General features: G+C 62.1%; 12 protein-coding genes. 7 read left to right on the top strand and 5 right to left on the bottom strand.

The features are described from left to right. The first annotated feature begins 63 nt into the window (after positions 1-63). Positions 64-774, top strand: coding sequence for a glutathione binding-like protein (locus P3R82_RS21680; protein WP_183901887.1), 711 nt, complete (start codon positions 64-66; stop codon positions 772-774). Positions 775-849: 75 nt separating this feature from the next. Here the strand turns inward: P3R82_RS21680 and P3R82_RS21675 are convergent, their stop codons facing one another. The 3 genes from P3R82_RS21675 to groES form a co-directional block, all read right to left on the bottom strand. After that, positions 850-1,296, bottom strand: coding sequence for a hypothetical protein (locus P3R82_RS21675; RefSeq protein WP_283195286.1), 447 nt, complete (start codon positions 1,294-1,296; stop codon positions 850-852). A 787-nt stretch (positions 1,297-2,083) separates the two neighbouring features. Continuing rightward, the gene (groL, locus tag P3R82_RS21670) at positions 2,084-3,724 is read right to left on the bottom strand and encodes a chaperonin GroEL (RefSeq protein WP_283195285.1); all 1,641 of its coding nucleotides are present in this window, start codon (positions 3,722-3,724) and stop codon (positions 2,084-2,086) included. Positions 3,725-3,779: 55 nt separating this feature from the next. After that, on the bottom strand, positions 3,780-4,076 hold the full coding sequence (groES, locus tag P3R82_RS21665) for a co-chaperone GroES (RefSeq protein WP_018898571.1): 297 nt from the start codon (positions 4,074-4,076) through the stop codon (positions 3,780-3,782). 442 nt (positions 4,077-4,518) lie between these two features. Here groES and chrA point away from each other — a divergent pair, with 442 nt between their 5' ends. The 5 genes from chrA to P3R82_RS21640 all read left to right on the top strand — a co-directional run bounded on the left by chrA (position 4,519) and on the right by P3R82_RS21640 (position 9,798). Beyond that, complete coding sequence (gene chrA, locus P3R82_RS21660) at positions 4,519-5,937, top strand: chromate efflux transporter (RefSeq protein WP_283195284.1); 1,419 nt, start codon at positions 4,519-4,521, stop codon at positions 5,935-5,937. A gap of 119 nt (positions 5,938-6,056) precedes the next feature. Continuing rightward, positions 6,057-6,905: a TIGR01459 family HAD-type hydrolase gene (locus P3R82_RS21655; protein WP_283195283.1), complete on the top strand. Its 849-nt coding sequence runs from the start codon at positions 6,057-6,059 to the stop codon at positions 6,903-6,905. A 53-nt stretch (positions 6,906-6,958) separates the two neighbouring features. After that, complete coding sequence (locus P3R82_RS21650) at positions 6,959-7,963, top strand: bifunctional riboflavin kinase/FAD synthetase (RefSeq protein WP_283196399.1); 1,005 nt, start codon at positions 6,959-6,961, stop codon at positions 7,961-7,963. 172 nt (positions 7,964-8,135) lie between these two features. After that, positions 8,136-8,333 (top strand): DUF3311 domain-containing protein, encoded by a 198-nt coding sequence (locus P3R82_RS21645; RefSeq protein WP_183901892.1) that lies wholly within the window; start codon positions 8,136-8,138, stop codon positions 8,331-8,333. After that, a complete protein-coding gene (locus P3R82_RS21640) occupies positions 8,323-9,798 on the top strand; it encodes a monocarboxylate uptake permease MctP (protein ID WP_283195282.1) in 1,476 nt (491 codons plus the stop codon). The genes P3R82_RS21645 and P3R82_RS21640 overlap by 11 nt, the downstream gene beginning before the upstream one ends. A gap of 43 nt (positions 9,799-9,841) precedes the next feature. On the opposite strand, the gene P3R82_RS21635 is transcribed toward P3R82_RS21640, so the two are convergent. Together P3R82_RS21635 and P3R82_RS21630 are read right to left on the bottom strand one after the other, a co-directional pair. Continuing rightward, positions 9,842-10,039 carry a type II toxin-antitoxin system HicA family toxin gene (locus P3R82_RS21635; protein WP_283195281.1) on the bottom strand — a complete coding sequence of 66 codons (198 nt, stop codon included), beginning with the start codon at positions 10,037-10,039 and terminating at the stop codon, positions 9,842-9,844. Then, positions 10,040-10,294: a DUF1902 domain-containing protein gene (locus P3R82_RS21630; RefSeq protein WP_037186714.1), complete on the bottom strand. Its 255-nt coding sequence runs from the start codon at positions 10,292-10,294 to the stop codon at positions 10,040-10,042. Between the two features lie 318 nt (positions 10,295-10,612). Between P3R82_RS21630 and ileS the strand changes: the two genes are divergently transcribed. After that, entirely contained in the window at positions 10,613-13,513 is a 2,901-nt protein-coding gene (gene ileS / locus P3R82_RS21625; RefSeq protein ID WP_283195280.1) for an isoleucine--tRNA ligase, read from the top strand. Positions 13,514-13,577: the final 64 nt, after the last annotated feature.

Here is a 13,577-nt window from a genome sequence, read left to right as displayed (position 1 = left end):
CGGCTTGCCAGTGCACCGCGCGCTCTTCTATGGTCGGCATCTAGCCCCAAATGGAGACTTCAGATGGCAGATCTTTCCGCATTCCCGATCACCAAGCGCTGGCCGGCAAGCAACCCCGATATCATCCAACTCTATTCGCTGCCGACGCCGAACGGCGTGAAAGTGTCGATTGCGCTGGAGGAACTGGCACTCCCCTACGAGCCGCACCTGATCTCCTTCGGCACCAACGATCAGAAGTCTCCGGAATTCCTGTCGCTCAATCCGAACGGCCGCATTCCGGCGATCATCGATCCAAATGGCCCCGGCGGCCGGCCGATCGGCCTGTTCGAATCCGGTGCGATCCTCGTCTACCTCGCCGAGAAGACCGGCAAGCTCATGCCACCGGATGCGGCCGGCCGCTACGAGACGATCCAGTGGGTGTTCTTTCAGATGGGCGGCATCGGGCCGATGTTCGGCCAGTTCGGCCACTTCCATAAGTTCGCCGCCGAGAAGGTCGCCAACAATTCCTATCCGGTGGAACGATACCGTGACGAGTCCAGGCGGCTGCTCGGTGTGCTGGAAGAGCGTCTGCAGGACCGCCAGTGGATCATGGGTGACGCCTATACGATCGCCGACATCACCACATTCCCGTGGGTGCGCGGCGCCGACGTCTTCTATGGCGGCCGCGAACTCCTGGAATACGACAAGTTCCCGGCGGTGATGGACTGGCTGAAGCGTTGCATCGCCCGCCCGGCCAGCGAGAAAGGGCTGAACATCCCGGCGCGCCCGGCCTGAGCCTTCGGCGGCAACACGGCCCCAAAACGTCAAAAGCCGGAGCGATGCCCCGGCTTTTTGTCATGGCGGCGAATATTACTGGCGGCGGACCGCGGCCTTGCCGGCGTCGGCCTCGATGCGCGGGAAGATGAACATGCCGATCATGCTGCCATTGCCTTCCTCTTCGTAGCCGTTCGATTCCCCCATGCAGAACATCGGCTGGCGGTAGCCGTTCGGCAGGATGATCGTGGTCGAAAAACAGAAGGACGAGGACAGAGCCGCGGCCTGTTCGAAAATCTGGACGATACGACCACGATCCTTCGGATCATAGCAGCGCATCAGGCTGAGCAAGCCGCATTCCGCCACGGTCAGGCCATGAAGCCGGGCGCTTCGTTCCTGAAGGTGGATCACGCCGCTGGAAAAGTCTCCGACCCAGCTTTCGGAAATGGAAAGCTGAGCAAGCATGTCGGGATTGTTGTCGTTGAGTTCCAGCGATCCACGCATGAGCGGTGCGGATGCGGCGGCTTTTGTTATCTTAAACACATTGTTCCCCAGTTTGGGCGCAGCGTTCTCCCACGCTGCACACCCGGCAAACATCACAGATTCAGTCGACGCCGGGCATCATGCTCGGTGCGTGGAAAATAGCGTTCCGAGCGGTCGCTCCGTTGATTGAGCCCACTCTGCCCAGCCTTTCCAAAATATGCAACTTCTAATTTAATTCAGGATAAATAACTCGGTGCATGCGTCAATGCAATTCTGAGCGACGTTGGCGGTGCGGCGGCAGGAGCGTCTGAACGAAGCGCCGAACGCAGCGCGAATTTATAAGTTTTTTTTGCAGGAACGGCAACGGCTTTTCACGCGCTCTCGCAAGTGTGCGCCATGCGGAAAATAAGCAAAAATAACGGAAAGGTTGATGAAAGCCTGCTAAATAATGCGCGATTGATGGACTTGCGGCGTTTTCAGGCCGCTGGCGGCAACCATTGGATCGAAAACTCTTTTGTTTCGGGCGTTTGAAGCACCGGCAAAAATCGTCCACCGAGCAAGCTTCACGAAAGCCTCGCCGTCGTCTCTGGTCGGCAATTGGCCTGATTATACGTTTCACCAGTCGGTTGAAAAAATCGACGCGCGAATGTGAGTGCAGATCACATAACGAAAAGGGCGACCCGAGGGCCGCCCTTCCGTAACCTGAACCGGTTGGCTCAGATGTGATGACCTTATGGTCTGATCACATCATGTCCATGCCGCCACTTCAGCGCGCTTGACGCGCTGAAGCACTTTAAGTGTATGGGCGGCTTTCACGGACCCGCTGCAATCAGACCTTATGGTCTGATCACATCATGTCCATGCCGCCCATGCCGCCCATGCCGCCAGGCATGCCGGCCGGAGCGTCCTTCTTCGGCAGTTCGGCGATCATGGCTTCCGTCGTGATCAGCAGCGAGGCAACCGAAGCTGCGTTCTGCAGTGCCGTACGAACGACCTTGACCGGGTCGACGATGCCCATGGCGATCATGTCGCCATATTCGGACGTCTGAGCGTTGTAGCCGAAGTTGTCTTCGTTCTTCTCGAGGATCTTGCCGACCACGATCGAAGCTTCGTCACCAGCGTTGTCAGCGATCTGGCGGACCAGAGACTGCAGAGCCTTGCGAACGATGTTGACGCCAGCTTCCTGATCGTCGTTCTCGCCCTTTGCGGTGATCTTGGAAGACGAACGGAGCAGGGCCACGCCGCCGCCCGGTACGATGCCTTCCTGAACAGCAGCGCGCGTCGCGTTCAGAGCGTCGTCGATGCGGTCCTTGCGTTCCTTGACTTCGATTTCCGTGGAACCGCCAACGCGGATGACGGCAACGCCGCCGGCGAGCTTGGCAAGACGTTCCTGCAGCTTTTCGCGGTCATAATCGGAAGAGGTTTCTTCGATCTGAGCCTTGATCTGCGCAACGCGGCCTTCGATGTCGGACTTGGAGCCGGCGCCGTCGACGATCGTCGTGTTTTCCTTGGAGATCGAAACCTTCTTCGAACGGCCGAGCATGTCGAGCGTTACGGATTCGAGCTTGATGCCGAGGTCTTCGGAAATGACGGTGCCGCCCGTGAGGATGGCGATGTCTTCCAGCATGGCCTTGCGGCGATCGCCGAAGCCAGGAGCCTTGACGGCAGCGATCTTCAGGCCACCGCGCAGCTTGTTGACGACGAGGGTCGCAAGAGCTTCGCCTTCGACGTCTTCAGCGATGATGAGGAGCGGCTTGCCGGTCTGAACGACGGCTTCGAGAACCGGGAGCATCGCCTGCAGGTTCGAGAGCTTCTTCTCGTGGAGGAGAATGTAAGCGTCGTCGAGGTCGGCGACCATCTTTTCCGGGTTGGTGACGAAGTACGGCGACAGGTAGCCGCGGTCGAACTGCATGCCTTCGACGACTTCGAGTTCGGTTTCGGCGGTCTTGGCTTCTTCGACGGTGATGACACCTTCGTTGCCGACCTTCTGCATGGCTTCGGCGATATCAGCGCCGACCTGCTTGTCGCCGTTTGCGGAGATCGTGCCGACCTGGGCGACTTCAGCCGAGGTGGAGATCTTCTTTGCCTTTGCCTGCAGATCCTTGACGACTTCCGCGACAGCGAGGTCGATACCGCGCTTCAGGTCCATCGGGTTCATGCCGGCGGCAACTGCCTTGGCGCCTTCGCGAACGATAGCGCGGGCGAGAACCGTAGCCGTCGTGGTGCCGTCGCCGGCGATGTCGTTGGTCTTCGAAGCAACTTCGCGGACCATCTGGGCACCCATGTTTTCGAACTTGTCTTCGAGTTCGATTTCCTTGGCGACCGATACACCGTCCTTGGTGATGCGCGGAGCGCCGAAGGACTTGTCGATAACGACGTTACGACCCTTCGGGCCGAGGGTTACCTGCACTGCGTCAGCGAGGATGTCGACGCCGCGCAGCATCTTTTCGCGCGCAGAGCGGCCGAACTTTACTTCTTTAGCTGCCATTTTGAGAACTCCTGAAAAGGGGTGTCAGCGAATTACGATGAAGGGAACCGGCTGATCAGCCGATGATGCCCATGATGTCGGCTTCCTTCATGATCAGAAGGTCTTCGCCGTTGATCTTGACTTCGGTGCCGGACCACTTGCCGAACAGAACGCGGTCGCCAGCCTTGACGTCGAGAGCGACGACCTTGCCGGACTCGTCACGAGCGCCGGTGCCGACGGCGACGATTTCGCCTTCCTGCGGCTTTTCCTTGGCGGTGTCAGGAATGATGATGCCGCCCTTGGTCTTTTCTTCGGACTCAACGCGGCGAACAACGACGCGATCGTGAAGGGGGCGGAAGTTGGTGCTTGCCATTGTCTAATCCCTCGATCAAATGACACTCGCAGGCCGATATGGCCCACACGGATGGGTGTTAGCACTCTCCTCTGGTGAGTGCTAGCGACCTGCATTTAGGAGCGCCCATCTGGGGAGTCAAGGGAAGCGGTCGTAATTTTCCGACGCCCCGTCTCTATAGCCGTTTGATGGCAAAGTTGTGAACCTGTCGCCCACGCCTTCCGGTCGGGAAAACGCGCCGATGGTTAATGCCCGAAAGGGGAGGGCGATGTCCGTTTCTCAACCCCGGCATCGTGATCCGTCATTGTCATAAACCCGTGTCCGGAATTTGCGACATGCGATCGGGCAGCGCCGGCTCGCTCGCGCCGTCGGGCCGGGGCCAGTCCAGGATTGTCCGGCCCCGATGCGGGTGATATCGAGCGACAGGGGCAGCCGGCGCAGGTCGGCAAACGAGGGCGGATTGATGAGCGTGGACGGAGCGGTGATGGCGGATGACAGCGTGGCATCGGTGCCGCTTGGCGAGGCTGTCCGTGTCTGGGCCAGGATCGGCTGTCTGAGCTTCGGCGGTCCCGCCGGCCAGATCGCCCTGATGCACCGCACCATCGTCGACGAAAAGCGCTGGATCTCCGAGGACCGCTTCCTGCACGCACTGAACTACTGCATGCTGCTGCCGGGACCCGAGGCGCAGCAGCTCGCCACCTATATCGGCTGGCTGATGCATGGCGTGCGCGGCGGCATCCTCGCCGGCCTGCTCTTCATCCTGCCGGGCTTCGTCGTGATGCTCGGGCTTTCGGCTCTTTACGCCGTCTTCCAGGAAACCGCCTGGCTTCCCGCCCTGTTCTTCGGGCTCAAGGCGGCCGTTCTCGCCGTCGTCGTCGAGGCCTTGCTGCGCCTTGCCCGCCGCGCCCTGAAGACCCGCGTGCACTATTACATCGCGATTGCATCGTTCCTGGCGCTGTTCATGCTGAACGCGCCGTTCCCCATCGTCGTCATCCTCGCCGGCCTCACAGGCTTCGCGCTGCACCGCTACGCCAGCCGCAAAGTGCCGGCTGAAGCCGTCCAGGCCCGGGCATCGCAACGCCGCTTGCCCGTTTTCACGACCCACACGGTCGCCCGGCCACTCCTTGTTCTCGTCTTCTGGATCCTCGTCTGGCAGGCGCCGCTGCTTTTCGTCCGCAATCTGGAGGCTCCGGCCGATCTGATCGCCGAGACGCTCAGCGGCGAAACCAATGTCTTCGGCGCGCTCTTCATCTTCTTCTCCAAGATGGCGGTCATCACCTTCGGCGGCGCCTATGCGGTTCTCTCCTATGTCGCGCAGGTCGCCGTCGGCCAGTATGCCTGGCTGCAGCCGGGTGAGATGCTGGATGGTCTGGCCCTGGCCGAAACCACGCCCGGTCCGCTGGTGCTCGTCCTCTGTTTCGTCGGCTTCCTCGCCGGCTACCGCAACCCGCTCTTCATGGCGCCGCTGCTGGGCGGCGCGCTTGGCGCCGCGCTGGTTGCCTGGGCCACCTTCGTGCCAAGCTTCGTCTGGATCTTCGCCGGCGCGCCCTACATCGAGAAGCTGCGCAACAATGCCGCCCTGACCGCGGCCCTGTCAGCCATAACCGCCGCCGTCGTCGGCGTCATCCTCAACCTCTCGCTCTGGTTCGGCCTGCACGTGCTCTTCGCCGAAGTCGGCCGGATATCGCTTCTGTCACGCGGCGCGGGCCTTCCCGTCGTCAGCTTCGCCTGGCCGCAATGGGCAACGCTCGATATAGCGGCGCTGGCGATCTTCGTGATCGCGTCCATCCTTTTGTTTTACGTCAAGATGGGCATGGTCAAGGTGTTGGGGCTATCGGCCGCCGCCGGCCTCGCCATCAAGGGGGCGGCTCTTCTGCTCTGAAGGTGCGTCGGAGCGCATCGGGTCGCAAGAATTTCATACTCCGGCATCGCAAAATTTCTTGCCATCCAGGCGGGGCTTTGCCATGTCAGCCTTCATCGAATGAAAACCGGGACTTGGAAATGGCGCAGCGCATCGAGAATTTCGCAGAGATCACCAGCCACTATGACGCGGTGTTCTGCGATGTGTGGGGCGTGCTGCACAACGGCGTTTCACCCTTTCCGAAGGCCGCCGCCGCCCTGCAGGCCGCGCGCGAGGCCGGCCTGACGGTCGTCCTGATCACCAATTCACCGCGCATCGCGCCGCTGGTCGTCGATCAGCTCCGCCACATCGGCATCCAGGACGAGGCCTATGATCGCATCGTCACCTCCGGCGATGTGACCCGAGGCCTGATCGCCGAGGGCCCGAAGAAGGTCTTCCTGCTCGGCCCGGATCGCGACATCGCCATCATCGAGGGCATCGGCGTCACCCGCGTTTCCGCCGAGGAGGCCGATTGCGTCGTCTGCACCGGCTTCTTCGACGACGAGACCGAGACCCCCGAGGATTACACCGACATGTTGAAGGCCTTCCAGGCCCGCGACATCCCGATGATCTGCGCCAACCCCGACCTGATCGTCGAGCGTGGCCACAAGATGATTCCCTGCGCCGGCGCCATGGCCGCCTACTACGATCAGCTCGGCGGCAAGACCCGCATTGCCGGCAAGCCGCACAAGCCGATCTATGACGCCGTGCTTTCTGTTGCCCGCGAGATCCGCGGCGACCTCAAGATGGACCGCATCCTGGCGATCGGCGACGGCATGCCGACCGACGTGCGCGGCGCCCTCGATTACGGCCTCGATCTCCTTTATATCAGCGGCGGCATCCACGCGGCCGAATACACGCTGAACGGCGAGACCGACGAGGCGATCCTCACCGCCTATCTCGAACGCGAGAAGGCAACGCCGAAATGGTGGATGCCGCGTCTGGCGTGAGCCTCTTGCGCAACGCGCCGCGAGCCCAAAGCCTGCTTGTCTAAGCCAGAAGCATCAGTAAAGTCTGCCCGATGACCGTCTTTCACCGCAACGAAACCCGAGAGCCCTTGCCCGATCACTTGCACGGCGGCGTGGTCGCCATCGGCAATTTCGACGGTGTGCATCGCGGTCATCAGTCGGTGCTGGAACGTGCGCTCGAGATCGCGCAGGCGCGCGGTGTTCCGGCCCTCGTGCTGACCTTCGAGCCGCATCCGCGCACGGTCTTCAATCCGCAGGCGCCGGTGTTCCGCCTGACGCCCGCGCCGCTGCGCGCCCGCATCCTGGAGGCCATGGGCTTCGGCGCGGTCATCGAATACCCCTTCGACCGCGCCTTTTCGCAGTGCTCGGCCGACGATTTCATCCATTCGATCCTGAAGGATTGGCTCCGTGCCTCCGAGGTCGTCACCGGCTTCGATTTCCATTTCGGCCGCGGCCGCGAAGGGGGGCCGGCCTTCCTCATGGAGGCCGGCAACAAATACGGTTTCGGCGTCACCCTGATCGACGCCTTCCGCGACGAGAATTCCGACGTCGTGTCCTCGAGCCGCATTCGAGCGCTCCTGAAGGAGGGCGAGGTCAGCGAGGTCGCCGGCCTGCTCGGCTATCACTACACGGTCGAATCCGAGGTGATCGGCGGCGAAAAGCTCGGCCGCCAGCTGGGCTTCCCGACGGCCAACATGCGCCTTCCGGCCGAGGTCGAGCTGAAGCCCGGCATCTATGCCGTGCGCTTCCGCTTCGAGGACGGCACGATGCACGACGCGGTGGCGAGCTATGGCCGCCGCCCGACGGTCACCGACAACGGCGCGCCGCTGCTCGAGACCTATGTGTTCGATTTCTCCGGCGACCTCTATGGCCAGATCTGTTCCGTCTCCTTCTTCTCCTACCTGCGCCCCGAACTGAAGTTCGATGGTCTGGAACCGCTGGTCGAGCAGATGAACCGCGACAAGGAAGAGGCGAGGGCGGTCCTTTCGGGCCTCCAGCCGATCAGCGCGCTCGACCGCAAGCTCTGCGGCCTCGCCTAGCTCGCTTCCACACCGAAACCGTGATCGTGGAAAAGCGGTGCCTGCCGCCGCCATCGACGAACTGTGTCTTTTTCGCGGCGCCAACGCTTGCCGCGCCGCGCGGCTGGCATATGTCATCTATCTGATAAGACGCGGATAAGCTGCGCCGGATCCCGCGAAAGGCACTCTCCTCATGGACAAAAGATTTGGAACGGCGGCCTGCTGGCTGCTCATCATTCCCTATATCGGGCTGCTCTGGGTCCCCTTCTACAATTTCCGCGATCCCGTTCTCTTCGGCTTCCCCTTCTTCTACTGGTATCAGCTTCTCTGGGTGCCGATCACCGCCTTCCTGACCTGGATCGCCTACCGGAGCATGCGCAATGACGACTGATCTCAACGTCACGGCGCTCAGCGTCTTCCTCTTCTTCTTCGTCCTCGTCACCGTCATGGGCTTCGTCGCCTCGCGTTGGCGCAAGCCCGAAACGCTCGCCCATATCGACGAGTGGGGCCTCGGCGGCCGCTCCTTCGGCACCTGGATCACATGGTTCCTGGTCGGCGGCGATTTCTACACCGCCTACACCGTCATCGCCGTTCCGGCGCTGGTCTATACCGTCGGCGCCTACGGCTTCTTCGCGCTGCCCTACACGATCGTCGTCTATCCCTTCGTCTTCATGGTCATGCCGGTGCTCTGGAAGCGGGCGCGGGACTTCGGCTATGTCACGGCCGGTGACGTCGTCCACGGCCAGTACGGCTCGCGCGGGCTGGAGCTCGCGGTCGCCGCCACCGGCGTCATCGCCACCATGCCCTATATCGCCCTGCAGCTCGTCGGCATGACGGCGGCGCTGAAGGCGCTCGGCCTGAATGGCGAGGTGCCGCTCGCAATCGCCTTCATCGTGCTCGCGCTATACACCTATTCGGCGGGTCTCAGGGCGCCGGCGCTGATCGCCTTCGTCAAGGACATCATGATCTATATCGTGGTGATCGCCGCCGTGGCGCTGATCCCGTCGAAGCTCGGCGGCTATGCCAATGTCTTCGCCTCCGCCGACGCCGCCTTCCAGGCCAAGGGCTCCGGCAGCCTGTTGCTTGGCGGGAACCAGTATGTCGCCTATGCGACGCTGGCGCTCGGCTCGGCACTCGCCGCCTTCATGTATCCGCACACGCTGACAGGCATCTTCGCCTCCAACAGCGGAAACACCATCCGCAAGAACGCGGTGCTGCTGCCCGCCTATACGCTGCTGCTCGGCCTCCTGGCCCTGCTCGGCTACATGGGCCACGCCGCCGGCCTCAAGCTCGACAGCGCCAACGACGTCGTGCCGGCACTGTTCCAGACGCTCTTCCCCAGCTGGTTCGCCGGCTTTGCCTTCGCCGCCATCGCCATCGGCGCGCTGGTGCCGGCGGCGGTGATGAGTATCGGCGCCGCCAATCTCTTCACCCGCAATTTCTGGAAGGCCTACGTCAATCCCGAGGTCGACCCGGCGGGCGAGGCCAAGGTCGCGAAGATGACCTCGCTCGTGGTCAAGGTCGGCGCCCTGCTGGTCATCGTCTTCCTTCCCACCCAGTTCGCCCTCGACCTCCAGCTTCTGGGCGGCATCTGGATCCTGCAGACGCTCCCGGCCCTGGTCTTCGGCCTCTACACCAACTGGTTCCGCGCTCCGGGCCTGCTCGCCGGCTGGTTCGTCGGCTTCTTCGGCGGCACGTTGCTGGTCTGGATCAACGGGTTGAAGCCCCTGCAGCCGGTGACGATGGGAGAGACGTCGTTCACCGTCTACATCGGGCTGCTGGCGCTGGCGGTGAACATCATCGTCGCGGTGGTGGTGAATGCGGTGGCGCCGGGCAAGGCCGTGGCGCGGGCTTGAGCGTGTTGTGAGGGGAGGGTCGCGGGTGATGCCGCGGCCCTCCTCAAAACTTTCCCTTGTAACCGGCGTCTTTCAGGATCGCGTTGGCCGTATGACGGCTCTGGAGATTGCGCGGCACAAGAAGCATTTTCCTGGTGTCCGGCGACTGCCATTTCTCGTGCGATCCCTTGGCGTTCTTCAGGTAGACGTAGCCGAGGGCGGAAATGATCTCACAAACGATCTTGTAATAGCCCTCGGCCATTCAGGCCGCCGCGACATGCGGGGTCGGGCGTTGCCAGAGTATCGCCGGAACGAGATCTTTCAGCGGCGTGTCGGCGAGGTCGGATGAGGACATGTGATTGGCGATGATCAGGTCGATGGCGCTGTCGAAGATGATGTCCTCGAACGCGTCTATATCGGCCGTTTCGATATGGAGCCCTTCGATATCGCTCTCGGAATAGAAGACCTTGGCCTCCTCGTCCCAGATTGCCTTGATGAAAAAGGTGCGTTTCACCATCGAAAGAGCCTCTGTGTTGCTATGGTCTCAATATATAGCATCGGCGGTGCCGCACAACGGTAGCAGAGGGCGGAGCTGCACCAATTCTCCTCTTCCTTTTCCCGCCAAAAGCGCCTATGAACCGGCGCGATGAACACATTCCGGCTGGCGATCACGATACGAATTATCGGCCCGGCCTTCCGCGCGCGCTAAGCGGCCGGAAGGTCCGGGTTTTCGGCGCTCGACCTCAGAGCGCTTCCGCCACCACGATATTTCCAAGTCCGTTGCGCCCGTTTGCGAGGCGTAAAGCACGATCGCTAGAAGAGACGATTGCCAGACATGACCGATACAGCCGAAAAGATCGATTACTCCAAGACCCTCTATCTCCCCGAAACCGATTTCCCGATGCGCGCCGGCCTGCCGCAGAAGGAGCCGGAAACGGTTGCCCGCTGGCAGGAGATGGGTCTCTACAAGAAGCTGCGCGCCTCCGCCGCCGGCCGCGAGAAATTCGTCCTCCACGACGGCCCTCCCTATGCCAACGGCAACATCCACATCGGCCACGCACTGAACAAGATCCTGAAGGACGTCATCAACCGCTCGTTCCAGATGCGCGGCTTCGATGCCAACTATGTTCCCGGCTGGGATTGCCACGGCCTTCCGATCGAGTGGAAGATCGAGGAAGAGAACTACCGCGCCAAGGGCAAGGCGAAGCCCGACCTCAAGCAGGCCGACGCGATGATCGAGTTCCGCAAGGAATGCCGCGCCTATGCCGAAAAGTGGATCAAGATCCAGGGCGACGAGTTCAAGCGCCTCGGCATCGAGGGTGATTTCGACAATCCGTATCTGACGATGAACTTCCACGCCGAAAGCCGCATCGCCGGCGAGCTCTTGAAGATCGCCATGAGCGGCCAGCTCTATCGCGGCTCGAAGCCGATCATGTGGTCAGTGGTCGAGCGCACGGCGCTGGCGGAAGCCGAGGTCGAGTACCACGACGTCGAGAGTGATATGATCTGGGTGAAGTTCCCGGTCGTGGGAGGCGCCGGCGAGCTGGCCGATGCCCATGTCGTCATCTGGACGACAACGCCGTGGACGATCCCCGGCAACCGCGCCATCGCCTACTCGCCGAAGGTCGCCTACGGTCTTTATGAGATCACGGCTGCTGAAAACGACTTCGGCCCGCAGTCTGGCGAGAAGCTGATCTTCGCCGACGCGCTGGCCGAAGAGTCCGCAAAGAAGGCCAAGCTCACCTTCAAGCGCCTGCGCGGCCTCTCTGCCGACGAGATGGCATCGATCACGACCGCCCACCCGCTCAAGGGCCTCGGCGGCGGCTATGAATTCGACGTACCGCTGCTTGCCGGCGACCACGTCACCGACGATGCCGGTACCGGCTTCGTCCACACCGCCCCGTCGCATGGCCGCGAGGACTTCGAGGCCTGGATGTCCTCCGCCAAGGAGCTGGAAGCCAAGGGTATCGACACCCGCATCCCGTTCCCGGTCGACGACAGCGGCACCTATACAGCTGACGCCCCCGGCTTCGAGGGCGCCCGCGTCATGGACGACAACGGCAAGAAGGGCGATGCCAACGAGCGCGTCATCAAGACGCTGATCGAGCGCAACGCGCTGTTCGCCCGTGGCCGCCTGAAGCATTCCTATCCGCATTCCTGGCGCTCCAAAAAGCCGATCATCTTCCGCAATACGCCGCAGTGGTTCGTCTACATGGACAAGGACCTCAAGGACGGCACGACGCTGCGCACTCGTGCTCTGAACGCCATCGACGATACCCGTTTTGTACCCGCTGCCGGCCAGAACCGCCTGCGTGCCATGATCGAGCAGCGTCCGGACTGGGTGCTTTCGCGTCAGCGCGCATGGGGCGTTCCGATCTGCGTCTTCGCTGATGAGGGCGGCAACGTCCTGCAGGACGAAGAGGTCAACAATCGCATCCTCGAAGCCTTCGACGTCGAGGGTGCCGATGCCTGGTTCGCCGAAGGCGCCAAGGATCGCTTCCTCGGCAACGGTCACGACCACGCCAAGTGGACCCAGGTCATGGACATCCTCGATGTCTGGTTCGACAGTGGCTCGACCCACACCTTTACGCTGGAAGACCGTCCCGATCTCAAGTGGCCGGCCGATCTCTATCTCGAGGGCTCCGACCAGCATCGCGGCTGGTTCCACTCGTCGCTGCTGGAATCGGCCGCCACCCGTGGCCGCGCGCCTTACAACGCCGTTCTCACCCATGGCTTCACCATGGACGAGAAGGGCGAGAAGATGTCGAAGTCGAAGGGCAACGTCACCTCGCCGCAGGAGATCATGAAGGATGCCGGCGCCGACATCCTGCGCCTCTGGGTCATGACATCCGACTACGCCGACGACCTGCGCGTCGGCAAGACGATCATCCAGACCAATGTCGACGCCTATAGAAAGCTGCGTAACACCATCCGCTGGATGCTCGGCACATTGGCGCATGACAAGGGCGAGACCTTCGAAGTCTCCGAGATGCCGGAGCTGGAGCAGCTGATGCTCCATCGTCTGGCCGAGCTCGACCAGCTGGTGCGTGAAAACTACGACGCCTTCGACTTCAAGAAGATCGCCCGCGCGCTGATCGATTTCGCCAATGTCGAGCTCTCGGCCTTCTACTTCGACGTTCGCAAGGATGCGCTTTACTGCGACGCGCCTTCCAGCCTGCGTCGCCGCGCCTCGCTGCATGTCATCCGCAATATCTTCGATTGCATGGTGACCTGGCTCGCCCCGATGCTGCCCTTCACGACGGAAGAGGCATGGCTGTCGCGCAACCCGGATGCCGTCTCCGTCCACCTCGAGCAGTTCTCGGAAATCCCGGCGAACTGGAAGAACGAGGCGCTCGCCGAAAAGTGGAAGAAGATCCGCGCCGTGCGCACGGTCGTGACCGGCGCGCTTGAGATCGAGCGCAAGGACAAGCGCATCGGCTCCTCGCTGGAGGCGGCCCCGGTCGTCCACATCGCCGATGCCGAGCTTTTGAAGGCGCTTGATGGCCAGGACTTCGAGGAGATCTGCATCACCTCGGGCATCGCCATCGAGGCCAACGAAGGCCCGGCCGATGCCTTCCGTCTCACCGAGGTGGCCGGCGTCAGCGTCGAGCCGAAGCTTGCGGAAGGCGCCAAATGCGCCCGCTCGTGGCGGATCACGACGGATGTCGGTTCCGATCCGCAATACCCCGATGTTTCGGCCCGCGATGCGGCGGCACTGCGCGAACTTGCTGCATAAGCTGAAGAAAGTTGCCGGATGAATTGCGCAATCGCGGTTCATCCGGTAAAAGCTGCCTGAAAAT

The organism is Rhizobium sp. AN80A (genome assembly GCF_030053015.1).
GTDB lineage: Bacteria > Pseudomonadota > Alphaproteobacteria > Rhizobiales > Rhizobiaceae > Rhizobium > Rhizobium metallidurans.
This window is presented reverse-complemented; position numbering and strand designations above follow the sequence as displayed.

Bases quoted from the DNA above. Each gene is read 5' to 3' on its own strand.
- P3R82_RS21680 (WP_183901887.1), top strand. From the start codon at position 64: ATGGCAGATCTTTCCGCATTCCCGATCACCAAGCGCTGGCCGGCAAGC.
- groL (WP_283195285.1), bottom strand. From the start codon at position 3,724: ATGGCAGCTAAAGAAGTAAAGTTCGGCCGCTCTGCGCGCGAAAAGATG.
- groES (WP_018898571.1), bottom strand. From the start codon at position 4,076: ATGGCAAGCACCAACTTCCGCCCCCTTCACGATCGCGTCGTTGTTCGC.
- chrA (WP_283195284.1), top strand. From the start codon at position 4,519: ATGAGCGTGGACGGAGCGGTGATGGCGGATGACAGCGTGGCATCGGTG.
- P3R82_RS21655 (WP_283195283.1), top strand. From the start codon at position 6,057: ATGGCGCAGCGCATCGAGAATTTCGCAGAGATCACCAGCCACTATGAC.
- P3R82_RS21645 (WP_183901892.1), top strand. From the start codon at position 8,136: ATGGACAAAAGATTTGGAACGGCGGCCTGCTGGCTGCTCATCATTCCC.
- P3R82_RS21640 (WP_283195282.1), top strand. From the start codon at position 8,323: ATGACGACTGATCTCAACGTCACGGCGCTCAGCGTCTTCCTCTTCTTC.
- P3R82_RS21635 (WP_283195281.1), bottom strand. From the start codon at position 10,039: ATGGCCGAGGGCTATTACAAGATCGTTTGTGAGATCATTTCCGCCCTC.
- P3R82_RS21630 (WP_037186714.1), bottom strand. From the start codon at position 10,294: ATGGTGAAACGCACCTTTTTCATCAAGGCAATCTGGGACGAGGAGGCC.
- ileS (WP_283195280.1), top strand. From the start codon at position 10,613: ATGACCGATACAGCCGAAAAGATCGATTACTCCAAGACCCTCTATCTC.